The organism is Agrobacterium sp. 5Ca50 (assembly GCF_055381905.1).
Genome location: NZ_AP026439.1, coordinates 509,139 through 528,462, shown reverse-complemented (window position 1 = coordinate 528,462; position 19,324 = coordinate 509,139). Strand labels below are relative to the sequence as shown.

Below are 19,324 nucleotides of genomic sequence, written 5' to 3'. Positions count from 1 at the left end.
GCCATTTTCCTTAGAAAAATCTCGAGGCGCTCACGAGGAGGCATCCCCCACCTCACCAATGATCGCTGCCATTTTTTCGCCGTCGATGAACGTGGCGGCGAGATACATAATGAGAACTCTGGTGAACGACTTAGGTGGCTTTGCCACAATCACCTAACGTTGAGCAATCTTCGACTTACGCATTGAGACATTGGTGGGCAAGACATCGAGGATGAGACGATAAGTCGTGCCCTGTCCCCTAACGTCCCGTTGCTCGTGTAAATATCTCCCAGCGATCCATCAGACCTTTCAATACGTAATAAGACCGAATGTCTTTTAGCAAAGAATGCCATCATGAGCGCTGCCAGAAATTTGATTTTCATACTAGGCGATCAGCTTACGCTGGAAATGTCGAGCCTCAATGGTGCTGATCCCACACAGGATATAATCCTGATGTGCGAGGTAATGGAAGAAGCAACGTATGTGCAGCATCACAAGCTGAAGATAGCCCTGATCTTCTCCGCAATGCGGCACTTCGCCGATGAGCTTCGGAATGCCGGGTTCACTGTCCGGTACACGCAACTCGATGATCCCGATAATTCCGGCGGGTTTACCAGTGAGCTGAAACACGGCGTTAGGGCCACGGCCCCCGCCGGCGTCATCGTCACTGAAGCCGGCGAATGGCGTGTGCTGGACGCCATGAAGAGTTGGCAATCCGATCTTGGCATACCCGTGGAGATCCGAGCCGACAGTCGGTTCCTCTGTTCTGGGGAAGGTTTCCGGGCCTGGGCTGCGGGGCGGCGATCACTGACTATGGAATATTTTTACAGGGACATGCGCAGGAAAACCGGTTTGCTAATGAATGGCGACAAACCTGTCGGCAGTCGGTGGAATTTTGATGCCGAGAACCGAAAGCCGGCGCAGCCTGATCTGTTTCGGCCGAAACATCCGGAGTTCCGGCCAGACCGGGTGACGGCAGAAGTGCTTGACCTGGTCGAGCGAAGTTTCCCGAGTAACATGGGATCGACCAAGAATTTCAGCTTTGCCGTTACCGGTGCCCAGGCATTGGATGCAGCGGATGTATTCATTCGGGACTTCCTGCCGCATTTCGGTGAAACACAGGATGCAATGCTGATTGAAGAGCCATTCCTCAATCACGCGCTGCTGTCGTTCTACATTAATATCGGACTGCTCAATCCTCTGGCTCTTTGCCGCGCTGCAGAGCGCGCCTACTTCGAAGGCAATGCCCCACTTAATGCCGTCGAGGCGTTCATCCGCCAGATTATCGGGTGGCGCGAGTATATCAGGGGCATCTACTGGCTGAAAATGCCCGGGTACGAAAAAAGCAATGTGTTTGAGGCACAGCGGCCCCTGCCCGACTTCTTCTGGAGTGGTGATACCGACATGGCGTGCATGGCAACCGTCATAAAGCAGACTATTGCCCATGCGTACGCCCACCACATCCAGCGGCTGATGGTGGTTGGAAATTTCTCGATGCTGGCAGGCCTCGACCCCCATCTCGTTCATTGCTGGTATTTGGAAGTGTACGCTGATGCCTTCGAGTGGGTGGAACTCCCCAACGTCATAGGTATGAGCCAATTCGCCGATGGCGGTTTTATGGCGTCCAAGCCCTACGCCTCAAGTGGCGCCTACATCTCACGAATGTCGAACTATTGCGATGGCTGCCGGTATGACGTCTCGAAGAAGACTGAAAAGGACGCCTGTCCCTTCAACGCGCTCTATTGGGATTTTCTCGATCGGAATGCTGGTACCCTGTCCAGCAATCATCGTCTGGCGCAAATCTATGCCCCTTGGCATCGCATGGATCATCAAAAAAAAGTGGCATATCGCGATAGCGCCGCGTCTTTCCTGAAGAAGCTGGATGCAGGTGAACGCGTTTGACAACCCGCGGTCAGAAATCTCTTCGTGCCGCCACATCAGAAACGCTCAGCCCTGGCCACCCACGTTCATCGCATCCGCGCAATGGCGCATTGGAAAGGCGTGACCGGCGCAACTGCGTAAGCTCATCGGCAACGCCTTGTCGGGGATAAAGCGAACAACGTGCCCTCGCCGTTCAGTGGATTGTTTACCGCGTCAAAGGCAAAGACTGGGCGAAATTGCACCGCGTCTATCTCGCTACTTTGGTTCGGAGTATAAAGACTACAACCAACATGGCGGATTATCCGCATCATTTTGAAAACGCGGCTACCCAGCCCCAACGCAGTGTGATCGAGGCACCGCTTACCATATAACTGCCAAACGACAGGGCAGCGTTTTTGTCTAATGCGCCGACTGATTTATCGAAGATGATATCTCAGACATCTGTTTATCCATCGCAGAAATCTCGTTAGATACGACCTGTCTGAGTTCCTCCGCAAACTCGACCACCAATGGCGCCCTATCACCTGCAGGAAAGATCGCTGCGAAATCAAACGCTATTTCCGGGTAGAAACGGCGTATTTCAATTCTGCTGAGATCAGCACCAAGAATAGAAAATAGATCAACAACTGCGATGCCTAAACCGTTCGATACGTACGTGCTCGCCGTATTTGAGAACAGGGTCTGGATTGTGCTGCCGACCGTTACACCTGCAAGGCGGAGTACGGAGTCGACCTGTAGACGCAAGAGGCTGCTGCTGCCGAGGGTCACCATGGCTTCTCCAGACAGATCAGTTACTGAAACAACCTTCTTTTCTGCTAGTCGATGATTTTTGGGGAGAATGCAGATCGCGTGGGATGTCGGCATACTCAAGCGAGCAATCTCGTCCCGTTCCTTCGGCACTCTTCCAATGCCCAAATCGACTTCGTTGTTTCGAACAGCATCCAGTATGTGGACTGACACTTCCGACTCAATAATGATGTCAATGTCAGGATTTTTCTGCCTGAACCGACGAATTGCTTCTGGAAGTGTCCGAGAAGAGAGGGTAGGCATCGCAGCAATTCGCAATTGCCCACCTCTGTTATTTCTCAGCGTGCGGGCAGATTCAAAAACCCGGTCCAGTCCATAAAAATAGCGCTCAACCTCACGGTATAAGATATGCGCATGACTAGTTGGCGTAACCCGTCCAGAATGTCTCGTAAACAAGGTTAGTCCAAGGTCTGCCTCTAAATCTTTTATCAGACGCGTCACGGCGGGCTGCGTAACGTGCAGGATTTTTCCCGCTCCCGTTATGCTGCCTGATACCATCACCGCACGGAACGCTGACAGGTGTTTTGGATTGATCAAAGCAGGGCTATTGGCGACCAATATTGGTATCTCCTCCTACAGGCTCAAATGCCTCCATAACAAAACCTTATGGGGCATGACAACTTTCTATTGGATGAGATCAAAGGGCTCTCCTAAGCTTTCCCTCAAAGAAGAGGGAAAGCTTAATGCCTGATATCATCGGAGAATACATCGACCGTCTGGTGACCGTCGAAATGCGTAATCGTGGTATGAACCACAACATCATCGCGCCAATCTACGAAGAAGCGAGGCGTGAAGGGGGTGGACGACCTATCAGCGCGAGAGCTGCTGAAGCTTTGGTGAAAAAAGTCGGAGCCGGAGATGTCGTCCTCATTGTGACAGGGGCTGGCTACGGACCTGAAGCGCCATGGGGTGAAAGTGATGGCCCTCCCGGCGCAGCTGCGCTGGCACGAGCCATTTACTGGGGCCTAAAGGCTGTTCCAGTTTTTGTAACTGAAGTCTGCCACGCGCCTCCAATGGTAGCCTCCAGCGAGGCGGCTCACTTGATGATCCGTGACTTCGATCTTGCAAAGAACCGCAGGATGGGAGCGGCAATTGAAACTGCACCCGAAGAACAGGATGCGATTGAGGCTTGGGCTAGTAGACTTCTCGATAAAACTGCGCCGAAAGCAATCATTTCGATCGAAAGGCTAGGCCCCAATGAAAATGGGATCGTACACTACTCTACGGGCGTAGTGCCGAAAGGATGTGTCAATATCGCTCCATTATTTGATCAAGCAGCCGAACGGGGAATTCTATCGATCGGTGTTGGCGATAACGGAAACGAGATTGGTTTCGGACGGATCCATTCTTTCATGCAGGATTTCCATCCATATGGACGTGAAACCCAGACAGATAAGCCAGGCGGAGCGATTACAGTAACGCCTACAGACATTTTCCTCCCTGCTTCGATCTCAAATTGGGGCGCATATGGGATAGCGGCTATGTTGGCGTTCCTTCTGAAAGATAAGGATCTCGTCCAAACTCCTGAGCTCGAAAAACGCATTGTCACAGCCTGCCTCGATTCAGGTGGATGGGAAATGCGCTATTGCACCAACCGCTTCATCGTAGATGGCGCAGAAGGCGAGAGTGGGATGGCAATCGTTCAACTTTTGCGAGACATGGTTCGCGTGAATATTGCTGAACCAGATCGCGGACTTTCCCATGGAAAAATGAAACAGACAGCTGGAGCTAAGTCATGATTTTTAAGACTATCCTGTCGGGCTTTTTGTGGGTTGGTACAGCACTGACCCTAACCCAACCTGCCGCCGCACAAGACTATCCAACGCGTCCGGTTCAGTTGATAGTGCCCTACGCACCGGGAGGGCAGGGCGATATCACGGCGCGGCTGATTGCACAGCATCTCAGTCCTGCGTTGGGTCAGCCCGTGGTTGTTGAGAACAGGCCGGGTGCGAACGGCTCCATTGGCAGTGCATTCGTCGCGAAGTCAGAGCCTGATGGCTACACTCTTGAGGTCGTCGTTCAGTCGCACGTCCTTGGAAAAGCACTTATGCCCAGTCTGACTTACGATCCCGTCAAGGATTTTGCGCCTGTTTCACTGATGACCCGGACGCAACTCGGTTTGGTCGTGCCTGCAAGTCTGCCCGTTGAGAATCTCCAGGAGTTTGTAGCACATATAAAACAGCACCCAGGAAAACTAGGGTTTGCCTCCGCGGGGCACGGCAGCAACGCTCACGTCTTCGCTGAGTGGTTTTTGGATACTGCCGATCTCGACATGATCCATGTTCCCTACGCCGGCAGTGCCGCGGCGCATCCTGACTTGATTAGCGGTGTGGCAACGATGGCATTTGATACCTTGGCCTCCGTGAAGGCTCTCGTAAGCGACGAGCGCCTAAAGCTTCTCGCTGTGGCAGGAGCGGAGCGCCACCCCGAATTCCCAGATATTCCCACAATAGCAGAGTCTGGTTTCGCTGATTACGATGCCTCTTCCTGGAGCGCACTGCTAGCACCCGCTGGAACCCCAAAAGAAATCGTTGATCGCTTAAACAAGGAGGTCGTTGCTGTCCTTGCACGCGAAGACGTTGCAAAACGGCTTGCAAGCCTAGGCGCGACGGTCGTTGCGAGTTCGCCGCAGGAGGCAACGGAAACCATGAATGTCGAAGTTGAGAGATACACTGATCTAATCGGGCGCCTCAAACTCGCACAATGATAAATCGCCGCGTTGCAGAGACGCGGCGAAACAAGTTGAGGGGAAGTAATGTATAAAAATGAAACGAACCAACTCGCAGTCTCGATCAATAAGGATGTCGTTGCAGGTGTCTTGTTCTTCGGCTTTGCTGCCGCATTCGGATGTATGTCAACTTTTTACCCTATGGGTCGCGCGGCTCAAATGGGGCCAGGCTATTATCCTGCACTTCTTTCTGGAGCCCTCGCTTCACTTGGCATCGCCTTAACTGTTACGGGCCGCCGAAAGCCATCGGTTCGAATGATAGTCGTTCGCCCTACGGCACTTATCGCAGTGCTTGCGACGCCGCTTGTATTCGCCCTAACACTGCGCCCGCTGAGGTTTGTGCCTGCGGTTGCTCTGGCGTCCCTGACGGCAACCATTGCCGCACCTACCATGAGTTTGAAGCACCGCGCTTATTCGGCGATGTGTCTGGCAGCTGGATGTACCGCGGTCTTCATCTGGGCGCTTGGTGTTCCATTGCCGCTTTTCGGCTATCTGCTAGGAAGGTGAGGACTTAAACGATGGAACTCTTCGACAACGTCCTTCTAGGACTACAAACAGCGATGACGCTGCAAAACCTGCTCTACTGTCTGATCGGTTGCTTGCTAGGTACTCTCATCGGTGTGTTGCCTGGGGTCGGCCCCACGACAACAATTGCCCTCCTTCTGCCAATCACGTTTGGCTTGGATCCATCGACATCATTGATCATGCTGGCAGGAATCTACTACGGTGCGCAATATGGCGGGTCCACGACCGCGATCCTCGTTAACTTGCCCGGAGAGGCTTCATCCGCGGTCACCGCCATTGATGGTTACAAGATGGCCCAGAAAGGCAAGGCGGGCGCTGCCCTTGCGATTGCTGCCATCGGTTCATTCGTCGCAGGTACAATGGCAACTGTTGTTGTCGTTGTATTTGCCCCACCTCTCAGTAGGCTCGCGCTGAGCTTTGGGCCTCCTGAGTACTTCTCTCTGATCGTTCTTGGTCTGATTTTATCTGTGACGCTTGCAAGCGGCTCAGTAATCAAAGCGTTGGCGATGATCATTTTGGGTCTGCTCTTTGGCCTGGTTGGCGCGGACATCTACACTGGCATCCCGCGTTTCACCTTCGGACAGGTCGCGTTAATGGACGGAATTAATTTTGTAGCCTTCGCAACGGGCATCTACGGAATTTCCGAAATTCTCTCCAACTTGGAGGACGACCCGAGCCGGAAAAGCAAAGTCACCAAACCAAAAGGTCTGCTGCCTTCCTGGTCCGAAATAAAACACGCCATCGCTCCAATTCTTCGAGGCACCGGGCTTGGATCGGTCATGGGGGTTTTACCGGGTGGTGGAGCGACGCTGTCGTCCTTTGCGTCCTACGCGTTAGAAAAGAAGTTATCCCGACGTCCCGAAGAGTTTGGCGAAGGGGCTATTGAGGGGGTAGCAGGACCGGAATCGGCAAACAACGCGGGAGCTCAGACATCGTTCATTCCGATGTTGACTTTGGGTATTCCAGGTAACGGCGTTATGGCAATAATGGTCGGGGCCCTGATGATTCAGGGAATTCAGCCTGGTCCCAGCGTTATGACTACAAACCCATCCCTGTTTTGGGGGCTGATTGCTTCAATGTGGATCGGCAACCTCATGCTGTTGATGCTCAACCTACCTCTCGTAGGCATATGGGTAAAGCTGTTGTCCACGCCCTACAACTTTATGTTCCCTGCCATTCTGCTGTTCAGCGCGATTGGTATCTACTCGACGAACATGAACGATCTGGACTTAGGGCTAGTGGCGATGTTCGGCTTTCTGGGTTACATCCTTTTAAAGCTGGACTGCGAACCTGCGCCGTTTCTCATGGGTTTCATTCTTGGCCCATTGCTCGAAGAGAACCTTAGAAGAGCTATGATGTTCTCAAGGGGAAATCCAGCTACTTTCGTTTCCAGCCCATTGAGCGCGACGCTCTTATTCATCGCGCTGGTTGTCCTGACGTTGATGGTTCTTCCATCAATACGTCGACAACGCAAAAAGGTTTTTACGGAGTAGCGCAATGAATTAAGCTGAGAGCTGGCCGGGAATGGGGGAAAAATTCCTATGACTTCCCATATGTTTCATTCGTCCACTCATTCTCAGCGGGGTGTCCTTCGAGGCACCTCCCATCTTGGCCTCGTAGTCTCCGGCTGCGACCTTGGTCAATCGGTATGTTCGGGTCCGGGACGCTCAATCACCTGCTCGCCCCGGAAGTCGAGTCTGATCCTGCGCACATCCCCGCGCCGAAGATCACCAGATGTACGAGTGGAGTTTAAGCTCCTGGCGCTCAGTGACCGTCCCAAGTCTGAGTCCGACCTACTCGGCATCTTCATGCTCTCCTGTCGTGTAGATGGGTGATCCGCAATCGGAACGGATGAACTGCAACCGCGGGCGACCGTTGTCGGCGGTCTTGACGTAAAGCCTGGGCTCGCCGGTCGTTATCGGAAACTTGCTGCGTCGTGCAGTGACGGTTACTCTGTAGGCGGCTCCCGTCAATCTCTGGCAGTCGGTGCACTGGCATGCGCCATCTATGTGCATATAAGAGCGCATGGAGCGCCCTTTACGTCTCAAGTGCCTCCACGTTATCAAGCACTCGCCGAAGTAAAGACACGAGTGTGTCGACCTCTTCCAGCGATAATCCCTTGGTCATGTCCGCATTACCCTGACGCAAAACAGCGCGACCGGCGGGCAAACGTGCGAGTGCGCCATCCGTCAACGACACCAGACTCGACCGCTTGTCTCGCGGATCGGGCTCCCGCTTGATCAAGCCGTCGCGTTCCATCCGCGCCAGCATTTGCGCCATGGTCGGCTGCTCGACCTTCGCCCATCGGGCGAGTTCGATCTGAGACAGCCGGTCGCCGCCTTTGAGTGCGGTAAGCACAGGCAGTTGCGCGGTCGCGAATCCGAGCTCACGTAATCGTGCATCCCCGACGCGCGCCAAACCGCGCGCTATACGGCTGAAGTAATGGCCGGGTTGTTTCAGAGGGTCCCATTCATCTTCAGTCATTGCATAGGTTCCTATGTTTATATATAGGAACCTATGTAACCGGAGAAGGCCGATATGACAAGACAAAGGATCGCAATCGTCGGGGGCGGACCCGGCGGGCTGATGCTGGCGCGACTACTGCAGTTGCGTGACATACACCCCGTTGTGCTCGAGCGAGACAGCTACGCAGAGGAGCGACCGCAAGGGGGATCGCTCGACCTTCATATTGAGACGGGTCAACGTGCGATCCGCCTTGCCGGTCTGGAGACAGAGTTTTCAGCTATGGCGCGACCCGAAGATCAGGGCGACCGACTATTTGGTTCCGATGGCGCCCTCCTCTTTGACCGGAATGAACCCGGCGATGATCGACCCGAAATCGACCGTAGCGCGCTTCGCCGCATACTCCTGGATGCCTTGCCGGTCGGATCGATCCGTTGGAACAGCCGGACCATTGATATCGCATCCGATGGCATTGGTTATGAATTGATTGGCAACGGATGGCGCGAACGTTTCGATATCGTCATTGGAGCTGACGGCGCCTGGTCGCGCGTTCGGCCGCTGTTGAGCGATGCCGTCCCAGCATATGAGGGCATAACGCTTGTAGAACTGGGCTTCGATATCACGGACCACCCGCAGATCGACACCCTGACCGGAAGCGGAAAGATGTTTGCTGTCGGTGATAACCGTGCATTGATAACCCAGCGAAACGGGCTCGGCCATATCAGGGGATATGCTGGCTTGCGAATTCCGGAAGCGACGGTTCGGCAATGGCAAAAGCTGTCGCACAGTTCGCTTCGCGCCACGCTGCGCGAGGCTTTTCGAGGATGGGCGCCGCCGCTGAGGGACGTGATCGAGACAGGACGAATACTCGGTATCCGCGCACTTTATGCACTGCCTATTGGTCTCCGCTGGCCAAGCAGGCCAGGACTGACATTGCTTGGTGACGCAGCGCACCTGATGTCGCCGTTTTCGGGCGAAGGCGTGAACCTCGCGCTTGCAGATGCGGTTGATTTGGCGGACGCTCTTTCCTCCGACAACGCAGGGTCAGCTATCGCCCGGTTCGAGGAAACCATGGCTCGCCGAGCTGAGATTGCAGCCGAAGGCGCCGCGCAGGGATTGAACGCCATATTCTCCGAAGAGGGCGCCACATCTGTCCTGCAACACTATCGTGAGCGCGTGACGGTGAAGGACTAAAATCGCCTCGATGGAATGTGAACTCGCGATCCCGAGAGCGGTTGATGAGTAGTCAATAACATCCATACGGCCTTTCGTCAGCGTACATTCGCAACCAATGTCCAAAGTATCGTCAACGGACAGTCCGTATCTTTGGCTAAAGAGGCACTCGTCGCCAGCATATACCAGCTAAAGTGAAAGTCGGCACACCAACCGTGTGCCAAACCCCAACCAATTCAATCGCCACGCGTCTCGAACACCTGAGCATCAAGCGCTCTTCACGAGACAAGCCTTGATATCTTAGGAATCTTGCAAATCGTGCGGTTGTCGAGGTTGCTCGCGCGTTAAGCCGCGAGATTTCCTCGGCCTTCTCCGGTAACGCCGCGCTCGATACATCCGAGAACAACTGGGAAGAGTTTTAATAGCTCAATCAACCCAGTTCTCGTCTTGAGAGCTGGGTTGGTATCAACACATTTTAGCTATCCAACAGCAAACTACGTATCAAGAATTTCGCAGAACGCCTTCATGTCATCCACGAAATTGGAGAATCGCTCTTCCCCCATCGCGTCTGTAATCCGCTTTCGTGCGCGAACTGCGGCGTCGGCAACTTTTTCGAGAGTTTCTTCACCTTCAGGCGTGATGTAAAGCAGCCGAGCACGCTTGTCTTGCCGGTCCACATCACGCTTTATTAGGTTTTTCTCTTCGAGAATTTCCAGGCATTTGGTGACGGATGAGCGATCCAGAGCGATCCTGTCCCCCAGTGTATTCTGGTGGATGCCGGGTTCTATTTTGATAAATGCAAGTGCACTGAACTGTGTGGGGGAAAAGCCCAGCTCATTAGCTTCATCGCTAAAAAGTGCAAGAGCGACTTGCTGGCAACGCCTGAGCAAGATTCCATGCGTGTTCAGCATGTGATCAGCGGTCAATTTCACTACTAGGTGTACTCCTGCCCGAATTGACAATGCGCAATTGGTGGCGTAGCTGATAATCAGCAATCCAACTAATTACTCTGTGCTGTGGGATGCACCTGTTCATTGCACCCACCCGATTCCATTTCAGGCCTTGCATGACGAACAAAAAGCATCCCCCATCCTGTTCGCCATTACTCGTGAAGACACCCTCCAAGTCAACGCAATCTTCTGACCTTGCTCGACAATTTGACCGGATGCGACGCGTCGAATGGATAATTGCGATAAGTTCGTGCCCTTGCTTGGTCTCTGTCTTTCTTCAGGAAACCCATGACAAAAGAAAATAATGATAAAAGTGGCAACGCCCTGTTGTCACGTCGCGGTATGCTGCTTGGTAGCGCCGCCCTCTTTGCAGGCGGCGCGCTTGCATCTCTAGCTCCCAAGCTGACGATGGCAGCAGTTGATGCCAGCGTGCAGGACCGGTTCATGAAGCTGTCCAATCTTCTGATCGATCATGACTTAAGTCCTGGTGTCGGCAATCGCATCGCTTCATTTGCAGCGGGTCAGCACCAGAACCTGACACAGATGCTTGATGCCATCATCGCCGTTGCCGAGAAGAAGCAGGCGAATATCGTTGAAGACTTCATGAACGACATTCCCGAAGGCGAGCTCAAGGACTTTGCCCATTGGGTAATCCTGGCATGGTACAGTGGCTGTTCCTCCGCCAAGACCGATGCGGAGGTTTTTACCTTCGAGCAAGCGCTGACCTTCAAGACGACAGCCGATGTCGTCACCATCCCGTCATTTGGCCTGACCGGTCCCAATCTGTGGGATGTCGTTCCTTCAGCCTCTCTGGCTGACATGCCAACCTTCTGAGATTTTCATAATGTCTAATATCAATAGCGCCGATGTCGTCATCGTCGGAACCGGGATCGTCGGCATCGTCATTGCCGAGGAGCTTCTGGATGCCGGCCACTCCGTTCTCATGATCGAGGCTGGTCCTCGCAAGTCCCGCGCTGAGGTGACGGAAAACTTCCGCAACCTGCCACTTGCGCTGAAAGGAAGCGCCAACTCCTCCTATCCGCCAGCAATCTGGGCACCGCATCCGATGCCGGGCGACGACTACCTACAACTCGATGGACCAGATTCCTATGACCAGACCTACATCCGATACGCAGGGGGGTCGACCTGGCACTGGGCGGGTACGAGTTGGCGCCTGACACCGGAGGACATGCGTCTGAACTCGCTCTATGGCGTCGGTCGTGACTGGGCTTTCGACTACGACACGCTGGAGCCCTACTACGTACGCACCGAACGGAAGATTGGCATCTGTGGTCCTTCCGATCCGGAAAAGCAGTGGCCTGCGCGCCGTTCGGCTCCCTATCCGATGGTGGAACTGCCGTTCAGCCCCGGTGAAAAACGCTTCACAGAAGCCGTTGCCACAATCGGCCTGAAAAACATTCCAGTTTCGCAGGCGCGCAACAGCGGCATTCCCTACGATGACCGCCCCGCCTGCTGCGCCAACAACAACTGCGTTCCTGTCTGTCCCGTCGGCGCGAAATACGACGGCGCGACGGCCCTTGGCCGTTTGGAAGCGAAAGGTGCCACGATCCTTTCTGACTCCGTCGTTTATCGCGTCGAAACCGGCGAAGGCAACACCGTCACCGCCGTCCATTATTTCGACCAGAACCGCCAGTCGCACCGTGTCACGGGCAAGAACTTCGTTCTAGCCTGCAACGGTATCGAAAATCCAAAGCTGCTTTTGATGTCGGCAGACGACCGCAACCCGAATGGCATTGCCAACAGTTCGGATCAGGTCGGCCGCAACATGATGGATCATCCTCAGATCAGCATGAATGTGATCACTGCCGAACCTTACTGGTCTGGCGTTGGCTCTGTGGTCAACAGCGGCATCATGCATACCTCCCAGGGCGACTTCCGCTCGCAACATGCCGGTGCCTATTTCCGCTACAACAACTTCGCCCGCAATCGCTTCGTCACCTTCGATGCGCTGAAGAAGGGGCTGGTTGGCAAGGCGCTGGACGCAGAAATTCGCCGCCTGACGGCCTGCACCGCTAATGTCGTCATGGCTTTCGAAATGCTGCCAGACGCGAATAATCGGCTGACGCTTTCGGACAAGAAGGACTGGCTGGGCCTGCCCAAGCCACACGTTTATTACGATGTCGGCGATTACACACGCCGCTCCTTCGAGGTCTATGCCAAACCGATTGCCGAACGCATCGCCGTCGCGATGGGTGCTGTCGATGTCAAGATCGGAACTACGTTCTCGCAGAGCAAGCACATCATGGGCGGGACGATCATGGGCAACGACGCCAGCAACTCGGTTGTCGATGCCGAGTCGCGTGCTCACGACCACGAAAACCTGTTCATCGTTGGCGGCGGTGCCATGGCATCCACCGCCTGCGGCAATAGCACAATCACCATGGTCGCCACCGCGTTCAAGGCCGCTGATGCGCTGGTTGCCCAGGCGAGGGGAGAATGAGCATGAAACGATCCCTGTTCATTATCGCAGCCCTCCTGCCCACCATCGCTTTCGCTCAGGACAGCAACGACGCGCTCGTTAAACGCGGCGCCTATGTCGCTACCGCCTCGGATTGCGTGGCATGCCACACCGCCCCCGGCGGTCAGCCCATGGCGGGAGGCCTGCCGATGTCATCGCCGGTGGGAACGATCATGTCCACCAACATTACGCCGTCGAAGGAGTTCGGTATCGGCAACTATACCGAACAGCAGTTTTTCGACGCCGTTCGCAAGGGCGTGCGTGCCGATGGCGCAAACCTCTATCCAGCGATGCCCTATACTGCATTTTCACATATGTCGGATGAGGATATCAGCGCGCTGTACGCCTACTTCATGCAGGGCGTGAAGCCTGTGGATCAGACGACCAAGGAAACGTCACTTCCTTTCCCGATGAACATCCGCGCATCGATGATGGGCTGGAACCTGCTGTTCCGCAACAATACACCACTGACGAGCGATCCGAGCCAGTCGGATGAATGGAACCGGGGTCGTTATCTTGTCGAAGGCCCTGCCCATTGCAGCACATGCCACACGCCGCGCGGCATCCTCATGCAGGAAACCTCCGCAAAGATGTCGGGCTCGCAGGTTGGCGCATGGTATGCGCCCAACATTACGGCTGACGTCAATAACGGTGTCGGCAGTTGGTCCAAGAAGCAGCTTGTGGAATATTTAAAGACCGGCAAGGTCAGCGATATGAACAACTCTGCTTCCGGCAGCATGGCCGAGGCAATCTCGCACAGCTTCCAGTACCTTACCGATGCGGATCTGGGCGCTATGGCAACCTATCTCTCGACAATCCCGGCGATTTCGAAGGGCGATACATCGCGCTTTGGCCATGGCACGGCGATGAGCGTGGTTCCGTCTTTCCGTGGTCGCAGTCTGAATGAAAGCGCCGATGCCCTAGCCAAGGGCGGCTTGCTCTACTCGGCAAACTGCGCTTCCTGCCATGGCTATGAAGGACAGGGTATGAAGGATCGCTACTATCCAACGCTCTTTAAAAACTCAGCGACTTCGGGCGACAACGCCAACAATCTTTTAGCGACCATCCTCTATGGCGTCCACCGCAAGACCGAGAGCGGCGACGTGTTTATGCCGCCTTTCGGCGACCAGCCGAATGCGATGAACCACCTTAACAACGACGATATCGCCCTCCTCGCCAACTATATTCTGACAAGCTACGGTGACAAGAAGCTCAACGTGACACCGGAAAATGTTCAGGTCATCCGTGATGGCGGGCCCAAGTCGAATATGGTGCAGCTTGCCCGTATCGGAATGGGCGTCGGCGCTTTCCTTCTCGTCGCTATCCTTACATTCATCACCCTGTGGTGGCGCACGCGAAGATCGCCAGCGACCCAAGTCTAAATTATCGAAAAACTCAGGGCTCCGAAGTTCGTGGCCCTGATTTATAGAGGAACGCGGCAAAGTCGATTGATGAGTAGTCAATAATTAATTGTTATCAGTGTTTAGCCATCTCCCGTGATTTTCTTGCCATCTTTGTCCGCAAAGCATATCTTAAGGGCAAAATTTGAAGGGAATGCCATGTCCGAACCACAGCTTTCCATCCGCAGCGGCAAGGCGAGAGATCTTGCCCATGCGCTGGCGCGTCGCACCGGTCAGCCAATAAACCGCCTGGTTGAACTGGCGCTTGAGCGTTATGATCAGGAACTGCGGGAGAAATCGGCGCAGACACCGGCGGATGCACTGTGGGACCTAATGGCTGAAGGCCGGCGCTCGGTGCCCGCCGGAACCACCTCCGCTCATGATGACCTCTATGACGAACACGGCCTGCCAATATGATTGCCATTGATACGTCTGTAATATTGGCAACCGCGTTGAACGAGCCCGAGGCGGAACTGTTTCAGGCTCTCATAACCCGGGAAGAGATTCTTGTTGGTTGGCCGACTCTTCTGGAGACGCGCATGGTGCTTTCGGGCAAGAAGTTCTCGAATGCGGGAGCAATTATCAAGCTGTTCGTTAATCTGCCGAACGTGACTGCGGTCGACTTTGGTGAACGGCATTATCATGCGGCCGAAAAGGCTTTTGACCAGTTCGGCAAAGGACGCCACCCGGCAGGACTGAACATGGGTGACTGTTACTCCTATGCAGTTGCGGCAATTGCCAAGGCATCGCTTTTGTTCAAGGGGTACGACTTTGGCCAGACTGATCTTAAAATCCATCCATCGTCGTCACTTATATGAAACCTGCCGACGATAATCCGGTCGCTCGCCGCGCGGAAGAACTCGATACAATCGCGGCCGTTCTGCCGATCGAGCGTCGAGACGAACTCGCAGAGCTTCTAACGGATCAGGATGTCGAAACATTGCGGCATCTCGTCAACCAAGGCATGGGAGAAAATACGCTACGGGCGCTTACGTCCGATCTTGCTTATCTCGAAGCCTGGTCATTGGCTTCAACCGGCAGCCCCCTGCCCTGGCCAGCGCCAGAGGCATTGCTTCTCAAGTTTGTTGCTCACCATCTATGGGATCCGGAAAAGCGCATAGCCGATCCCGACCATGGCATGCCTGACCCGGTTTCCCAGAGGTTACGTGAGCAGGGGTTTCTGCGCGCAACGGGTCCACACGCGCCAGACACCGTCCGCAGGAGATTGGCATCGTGGTCGACACTAACGAAATGGCGCGGTCATACTGGTGCATTCGCCTCCCCTGCCCTCAAATCCGCGATACGGCTTGCCGTTCGAGCAACGCCACAGGCCCGTAAACGCAAAAGTACCATGGCCGTTACAGCTGATGTGCTGTCAAAACTGCTGGCCACCTGTGAAAGCGAAAGTCTAAGGGATCTCCGTGACCGGGCAATCCTCATGCTTGCCTTTGCTTCAGGTGGTCGCCGCCGCAGCGAAGTGGCCGGGCTGCGTCTGGAGCAACTTTCCGCCGAAGCGCCGATCGAGGTGCCGGACGGCCCTCCCCTGGCCTCGCTTGCCATTCATTTGGGTCGGACCAAAACTACCACCGGCGAACGAGACGACGTCGTCTATCTCACCGGTCGGCCAGTAGAGGCCTTGGATGCCTGGATAGCCGCAGCAAAAATCGCCAAGGGCAGTCTGTTCAGGTCAATTGGCAGGTGGGGAACGGTATCACGGCGTGCCGTTGATCCGCAGTCCATCAATGCCATCATCAAACAACGTGCCGTAATGGCCGGACTGGATCCTACAGAAATCTCAGCACATGGTTTGCGTTCCGGCTATCTGACCGAAGCTGCCAATAGAGGCATTACTCTGCCCGAAGCCATGGACCAGTCCAAACATCGCTCGGTCCAGCAAGCTTCAAGTTACTACAATAATGCCACGCGGCGGAGCGGACGTGCAGCTCGAATGTTGTGAATATCAGTTTGCGCTGCGGCGCCATACTTTGCGTCACCGGTCGCGTGCAAGGTTTTTGAGATACTTGGCTGGCGATGATCCGAGCGCTTTCTTGAACATCGTGATGAAGGCTGACACAGATTCATAACCGAGATCACCTGAAATCTGTTGCACGGTTGCTCCAGCAGCAAGGTTCCTAAGTGCAACAATTAGCTGCAGTTGCTGTCGCCAGCGTCCGAACGTCAATCCGGTCTCATGCTGCACGAGCCTGGCAAGCGAGTTTTCACTCATTGCAACACGCGCCGCCCACTGCGTCATCGTGCTACGGTCCGATGGATCATCAACCAGTGCTACCGCAATGGACCTAAGCCTTGGCTCTTCAGTCAAAGGAAGGTGCAATTCCTCCACACGCATGCGCGGCAGTTTAGATAAAAGGAGACTGGTGATCATTTCGATGTCTTCAGATTGATCTGCCAACTCGATGATGAGTTCCCTGACCATCGGCGAGAGCGAAAGTGTGCAGCACCGATCAGGTAGATTGGCAGCCCCCGGTTCAATAAAAAGGAAAAACAAACGAGCATTTGCAGTTGCCATATTGCTGTGACGCATGCCGCCGGGAACCCAGACTCCACAGCTCGGAGGAACCATCCACATGCCGTTCGGTACCCGGCACGTTACGCCTCCTCGCAACGCCATGACCAGTTGACCCTTGCGATGGTGATGTTCTGGAACCTCACGATCATTTTGCGACACATCGATCCGCACAGCACTTGCGCGTGCCGTTGATAAGTCGAGATCATTGTCGACTGCAGCCCATGAAAGGAAGAGCGGTGCTTGGTGGGATTTCGTTATCATCTGAGAGGATGTCTAAATTCCTGCGCCGGCTTTGTCGATATGATTCGAAAATATAAAGCCCGGAGGCAAACATGACCGCTAGATATGACGACCTGGCATCAACCAGCCACTACACCACGAACAGCTTAAACTGCCCGATCATTGGTACGATTGCGCTTCGAGTCCGCATCCACAGCGCTTTGCGCTTGGCTCGCGCCCCGTTCTCGAAGTTCCGTGCTTTTATGACAAAGCCACGGTCTGCTCCTCCGATTATTACGTGTGATGATCAAGTTGAAGCCTACGTTCAGGCGTGCATCGCCTCTCCATTTTTCAGCTATGTTTCTCCGGAAATTTATGGTCTGTTCGACACTAGGAAAACCGCGACAGACGATTAGGCCTCCCAATCGGTTGATGAGACATGAGCACTCAGCCTGTGCTTACAACTGGCGTGGTCATCTTTTCACTAAAGACGTTCTTGCAGCGATGCTTGCCTACCTCGTGGCAATCAACTTCGATCTTCCACGCCCCTTCTGGGCGGTTGCCACTATCTACGTCGTGGCCAACCCTCTTTCCGGTACTCGCAGCTTCAAGCCAGAGCCAGGCTACGAAGCTTCCGGATGACAATTTCCAGGCGTTGGTGCCGTCACGGCCGTCTCGTACATTGCAGCGATCAAATATCCTGATGACGTCGCCACCTCGCACCCAGTGGGTGCCTGCCTCGGACTGACGACGCGGCCCTACCAGTCCGGCAAAATCGATTACGATGGCCATATCTCGCGACGCGGTGACGGTCGGCTGCGGGGATTACTCTATGAGGTGGCAACCGTCCACTTAACAAGAACCACTGTCAGGACCGAATGCATTCTTAAGATCTGGGGGCTGAAGCTGCGTGAGCGGCTGGGCTTCAAACGTACCGCGGTTGCTGTTGCGCGAAAACTTGCGGTCATTGTGCATAGCATGCTCAATCCCAGGCAAGCGATCAATCCATTGGCTGGCGCTGCTGCGCAGGCAAATTGCCGGGTTACCTGCATCAGCGTCTCAATCTGACTGAGATGTTGACCGTCCCCGCTGTGGACGTGGGTTGGGTCATTCCGTCGGTTCGGTCGCAGTTCCTTGAGACTGCGTCTTGAAAATAGGAAGACCCGCCCCGTGAAAACCCAAGATGCGGCGATTGCTTGTCGACCGCGGAGACAACCGTGCTCCCAGCAACGGACGAGTTTGCAGGAATAGTGAGATGTATAACGAAGAAGTGAAAAAGATGTCGCGTTCCCGACATGGCAACGAAGTACGTCTAATCCACTTGACCCGACGCAGGCGGCTAGCCGACGGAATCAAACTGCTATGCTTGGGTCCGCGTGAGGCTTCCCTTAACCAATCAATTGCAGCAGCATTGCTCTTTGGCTACCCACTAAACATCGGCTAAGACCACTGGTGTTTCGGACATCCCTGGAAGCAGAAACTGAGCGGGCACACCTACTTTTCGTCTGCTTGCTGCATATTCTCGATCGCGGAGTCAGTCACCACAACAGCTGTCCTATTCAACAGGCCTGCGTCCTCAAGGGCTTCGATATCCGGTAAATCACGCAGTGTCTCAAACCCGAAAGCCGACAGAAAATATTTCGTCGTCACATAGGTATATGGAGCGCCGGGCATGGGACTGCGCGGCCCGGTATCGAGTAAGCCGGCTCCTCGAATACTGGCAATCGTATCGCGCGAAATTTCCTTGCCGAATATTCTCGACAGCTCGCCACGCGTGATTGGCTGGAAATACCCAATTGCAATCAACACCATGGCCTCATGATGGGAGATAGCCGGGGCCAGCGCACGTGTCGGTGTTTTCGATGCCCTGATTGCATGTGCATAGGCCGGTTTGGTGCGGTACTGCCAGCCACCAGCCACGGAAACAATGTCGTAGGGCCTCGGTTTCATTTCTGCGCGCAGATCAGCAATCAGTCGATCAATGTCGCAGCCTTCCCCCACAACGCGAGCCAGCGTTTCGCGGCGAACTGGTTCTGATGCGGCAAAAATGATTGCCTCGACGCGCATCATCCATTCTCGCCACCGAAACTCGGCCGGCAAATGTTCCAGTTCGGTATCCAGCGGGATCTCAATCTTGCTGCTTGACCGCCTATCGCGACGTTCTTTTTTGGCGGGGCCGTCAATCTCCAT

At 54.6% G+C, this 19,324-nt stretch carries 19 protein-coding genes and 3 pseudogenes; 16 read left to right on the top strand and 6 right to left on the bottom strand.

Features of this window, described 5'->3' with window-relative positions; translation table 11 throughout:
- Positions 1 to 333: 333 nt before the first annotated feature.
- Together ACZ5FM_RS20035 and ACZ5FM_RS20030 are read left to right on the top strand one after the other, a co-directional pair.
- A complete protein-coding gene (locus ACZ5FM_RS20035) occupies positions 334 to 1,881 on the top strand; it encodes a cryptochrome/photolyase family protein (RefSeq protein WP_464040526.1) in 1,548 nt (515 codons plus the stop codon).
- Between the two features lie 6 nt (positions 1,882 to 1,887).
- Positions 1,888 to 2,001 (top strand): annotated as a pseudogene (locus ACZ5FM_RS20030) (IS6 family transposase); the annotation flags it as partial.
- Between the two features lie 258 nt (positions 2,002 to 2,259).
- Here ACZ5FM_RS20030 and ACZ5FM_RS20025 read toward each other — a convergent pair.
- On the bottom strand, positions 2,260 to 3,225 hold the full coding sequence (locus ACZ5FM_RS20025; protein ID WP_464040525.1) for a LysR family transcriptional regulator: 966 nt from the start codon (positions 3,223 to 3,225) through the stop codon (positions 2,260 to 2,262).
- Positions 3,226 to 3,350: 125 nt separating this feature from the next.
- Between ACZ5FM_RS20025 and ACZ5FM_RS20020 the strand changes: the two genes are divergently transcribed.
- The 4 genes from ACZ5FM_RS20020 to ACZ5FM_RS20005 are packed head-to-tail and all read left to right on the top strand — an operon-like array spanning position 3,351 to position 7,413.
- Positions 3,351 to 4,406, top strand: a complete 1,056-nt coding sequence (locus tag ACZ5FM_RS20020) for a glutamate cyclase domain-containing protein (RefSeq protein ID WP_464040524.1) — start codon at positions 3,351 to 3,353, stop codon at positions 4,404 to 4,406.
- On the top strand, positions 4,403 to 5,374 hold the full coding sequence (locus ACZ5FM_RS20015) for a Bug family tripartite tricarboxylate transporter substrate binding protein (RefSeq protein WP_464040523.1): 972 nt from the start codon (positions 4,403 to 4,405) through the stop codon (positions 5,372 to 5,374). The genes ACZ5FM_RS20020 and ACZ5FM_RS20015 overlap by 4 nt, the downstream gene beginning before the upstream one ends.
- Positions 5,375 to 5,422: 48 nt before the next feature.
- Entirely contained in the window at positions 5,423 to 5,902 is a 480-nt protein-coding gene (locus tag ACZ5FM_RS20010) for a tripartite tricarboxylate transporter TctB family protein (protein WP_464040522.1), read from the top strand.
- Between the two features lie 11 nt (positions 5,903 to 5,913).
- A complete protein-coding gene (locus tag ACZ5FM_RS20005) occupies positions 5,914 to 7,413 on the top strand; it encodes a tripartite tricarboxylate transporter permease (protein WP_464040521.1) in 1,500 nt (499 codons plus the stop codon).
- A gap of 234 nt (positions 7,414 to 7,647) precedes the next feature.
- Here the strand turns inward: ACZ5FM_RS20005 and ACZ5FM_RS20000 are convergent.
- Both ACZ5FM_RS20000 and ACZ5FM_RS19995 read right to left on the bottom strand, forming a co-directional pair.
- Positions 7,648 to 7,935: pseudogene (locus tag ACZ5FM_RS20000) on the bottom strand (GFA family protein).
- Between the two features lie 22 nt (positions 7,936 to 7,957).
- Positions 7,958 to 8,404, bottom strand: coding sequence for a MarR family winged helix-turn-helix transcriptional regulator (locus ACZ5FM_RS19995; protein WP_464040520.1), 447 nt, complete (start codon positions 8,402 to 8,404; stop codon positions 7,958 to 7,960).
- 54 nt (positions 8,405 to 8,458) lie between these two features.
- Here ACZ5FM_RS19995 and ACZ5FM_RS19990 point away from each other — a divergent pair, with 54 nt between their 5' ends.
- Positions 8,459 to 9,577, top strand: coding sequence for an FAD-dependent oxidoreductase (locus tag ACZ5FM_RS19990; protein ID WP_464040519.1), 1,119 nt, complete (start codon positions 8,459 to 8,461; stop codon positions 9,575 to 9,577).
- 473 nt (positions 9,578 to 10,050) lie between these two features.
- Here the strand turns inward: ACZ5FM_RS19990 and ACZ5FM_RS19985 are convergent, their stop codons facing one another.
- On the bottom strand, positions 10,051 to 10,488 hold the full coding sequence (locus ACZ5FM_RS19985) for a MarR family winged helix-turn-helix transcriptional regulator (protein WP_464040518.1): 438 nt from the start codon (positions 10,486 to 10,488) through the stop codon (positions 10,051 to 10,053).
- Between the two features lie 306 nt (positions 10,489 to 10,794).
- Between ACZ5FM_RS19985 and ACZ5FM_RS19980 the strand changes: the two genes are divergently transcribed.
- From ACZ5FM_RS19980 to ACZ5FM_RS19955, 6 genes are all read left to right on the top strand, one after another.
- Positions 10,795 to 11,340: a sugar dehydrogenase complex small subunit gene (locus tag ACZ5FM_RS19980; protein ID WP_312947444.1), complete on the top strand. Its 546-nt coding sequence runs from the start codon at positions 10,795 to 10,797 to the stop codon at positions 11,338 to 11,340.
- Between the two features lie 10 nt (positions 11,341 to 11,350).
- Positions 11,351 to 12,967, top strand: a complete 1,617-nt coding sequence (locus ACZ5FM_RS19975; RefSeq protein ID WP_464040517.1) for a GMC family oxidoreductase — start codon at positions 11,351 to 11,353, stop codon at positions 12,965 to 12,967.
- Positions 12,968 to 12,969: 2 nt separating this feature from the next.
- A complete protein-coding gene (locus ACZ5FM_RS19970) occupies positions 12,970 to 14,367 on the top strand; it encodes a c-type cytochrome (protein WP_464040516.1) in 1,398 nt (465 codons plus the stop codon).
- A 177-nt stretch (positions 14,368 to 14,544) separates the two neighbouring features.
- Positions 14,545 to 14,802 carry a type II toxin-antitoxin system VapB family antitoxin gene (locus ACZ5FM_RS19965; RefSeq protein WP_464040515.1) on the top strand — a complete coding sequence of 86 codons (258 nt, stop codon included), beginning with the start codon at positions 14,545 to 14,547 and terminating at the stop codon, positions 14,800 to 14,802.
- Positions 14,799 to 15,203 carry a type II toxin-antitoxin system VapC family toxin gene (locus tag ACZ5FM_RS19960; RefSeq protein ID WP_464040514.1) on the top strand — a complete coding sequence of 135 codons (405 nt, stop codon included), beginning with the start codon at positions 14,799 to 14,801 and terminating at the stop codon, positions 15,201 to 15,203. Before ACZ5FM_RS19965 ends, ACZ5FM_RS19960 begins: the two co-directional genes overlap by 4 nt.
- Complete coding sequence (locus ACZ5FM_RS19955) at positions 15,200 to 16,342, top strand: tyrosine-type recombinase/integrase (RefSeq protein WP_464040513.1); 1,143 nt, start codon at positions 15,200 to 15,202, stop codon at positions 16,340 to 16,342. The genes ACZ5FM_RS19960 and ACZ5FM_RS19955 overlap by 4 nt, the downstream gene beginning before the upstream one ends.
- Positions 16,343 to 16,375: 33 nt before the next feature.
- Here the strand turns inward: ACZ5FM_RS19955 and ACZ5FM_RS19950 are convergent, their stop codons facing one another.
- Complete coding sequence (locus tag ACZ5FM_RS19950) at positions 16,376 to 17,176, bottom strand: AraC family transcriptional regulator (RefSeq protein ID WP_464040512.1); 801 nt, start codon at positions 17,174 to 17,176, stop codon at positions 16,376 to 16,378.
- Between the two features lie 71 nt (positions 17,177 to 17,247).
- Between ACZ5FM_RS19950 and ACZ5FM_RS19945 the strand changes: the two genes are divergently transcribed.
- From ACZ5FM_RS19945 to ACZ5FM_RS19935, 3 genes and pseudogenes are all read left to right on the top strand, one after another.
- On the top strand, positions 17,248 to 17,550 hold the full coding sequence (locus tag ACZ5FM_RS19945; protein ID WP_464041071.1) for a hypothetical protein: 303 nt from the start codon (positions 17,248 to 17,250) through the stop codon (positions 17,548 to 17,550).
- Positions 17,438 to 17,776: an FUSC family protein gene (locus ACZ5FM_RS19940; RefSeq protein WP_464040511.1), complete on the top strand. Its 339-nt coding sequence runs from the start codon at positions 17,438 to 17,440 to the stop codon at positions 17,774 to 17,776. The genes ACZ5FM_RS19945 and ACZ5FM_RS19940 overlap by 113 nt, the downstream gene beginning before the upstream one ends.
- Positions 17,777 to 17,782: 6 nt before the next feature.
- Positions 17,783 to 18,202, top strand: a pseudogene (locus ACZ5FM_RS19935) (transposase); the annotation flags it as partial.
- Positions 18,203 to 18,628: 426 nt separating this feature from the next.
- On the opposite strand, the gene scpB reads toward ACZ5FM_RS19935, so the two are convergent.
- The gene (scpB, locus tag ACZ5FM_RS19930; protein WP_464040510.1) at positions 18,629 to 19,324 is read right to left on the bottom strand and encodes an SMC-Scp complex subunit ScpB; all 696 of its coding nucleotides are present in this window, start codon (positions 19,322 to 19,324) and stop codon (positions 18,629 to 18,631) included.

Excerpts from the sequence above, each read along its gene's own strand:
- ACZ5FM_RS20020 (WP_464040524.1), top strand. The coding sequence starts at position 3,351 with ATGCCTGATATCATCGGAGAATACATCGACCGTCTGGTGACCGTCGAA.
- ACZ5FM_RS19970 (WP_464040516.1), top strand. The coding sequence starts at position 12,970 with ATGAAACGATCCCTGTTCATTATCGCAGCCCTCCTGCCCACCATCGCT.
- ACZ5FM_RS19990 (WP_464040519.1), top strand. The coding sequence starts at position 8,459 with ATGACAAGACAAAGGATCGCAATCGTCGGGGGCGGACCCGGCGGGCTG.
- ACZ5FM_RS19960 (WP_464040514.1), top strand. The coding sequence starts at position 14,799 with ATGATTGCCATTGATACGTCTGTAATATTGGCAACCGCGTTGAACGAG.
- ACZ5FM_RS19940 (WP_464040511.1), top strand. The coding sequence starts at position 17,438 with ATGATCAAGTTGAAGCCTACGTTCAGGCGTGCATCGCCTCTCCATTTT.
- ACZ5FM_RS19950 (WP_464040512.1), bottom strand. The coding sequence starts at position 17,176 with ATGATAACGAAATCCCACCAAGCACCGCTCTTCCTTTCATGGGCTGCA.
- ACZ5FM_RS19945 (WP_464041071.1), top strand. The coding sequence starts at position 17,248 with ATGACCGCTAGATATGACGACCTGGCATCAACCAGCCACTACACCACG.
- ACZ5FM_RS20005 (WP_464040521.1), top strand. The coding sequence starts at position 5,914 with ATGGAACTCTTCGACAACGTCCTTCTAGGACTACAAACAGCGATGACG.
- ACZ5FM_RS20010 (WP_464040522.1), top strand. The coding sequence starts at position 5,423 with ATGTATAAAAATGAAACGAACCAACTCGCAGTCTCGATCAATAAGGAT.
- ACZ5FM_RS19955 (WP_464040513.1), top strand. The coding sequence starts at position 15,200 with ATGAAACCTGCCGACGATAATCCGGTCGCTCGCCGCGCGGAAGAACTC.
- ACZ5FM_RS19995 (WP_464040520.1), bottom strand. The coding sequence starts at position 8,404 with ATGACTGAAGATGAATGGGACCCTCTGAAACAACCCGGCCATTACTTC.
- ACZ5FM_RS19965 (WP_464040515.1), top strand. The coding sequence starts at position 14,545 with ATGTCCGAACCACAGCTTTCCATCCGCAGCGGCAAGGCGAGAGATCTT.
- ACZ5FM_RS20015 (WP_464040523.1), top strand. The coding sequence starts at position 4,403 with ATGATTTTTAAGACTATCCTGTCGGGCTTTTTGTGGGTTGGTACAGCA.
- ACZ5FM_RS19975 (WP_464040517.1), top strand. The coding sequence starts at position 11,351 with ATGTCTAATATCAATAGCGCCGATGTCGTCATCGTCGGAACCGGGATC.
- ACZ5FM_RS20035 (WP_464040526.1), top strand. The coding sequence starts at position 334 with ATGAGCGCTGCCAGAAATTTGATTTTCATACTAGGCGATCAGCTTACG.
- scpB (WP_464040510.1), bottom strand. The coding sequence starts at position 19,324 with ATGGAGATTGACGGCCCCGCCAAAAAAGAACGTCGCGATAGGCGGTCA.
- ACZ5FM_RS19980 (WP_312947444.1), top strand. The coding sequence starts at position 10,795 with ATGACAAAAGAAAATAATGATAAAAGTGGCAACGCCCTGTTGTCACGT.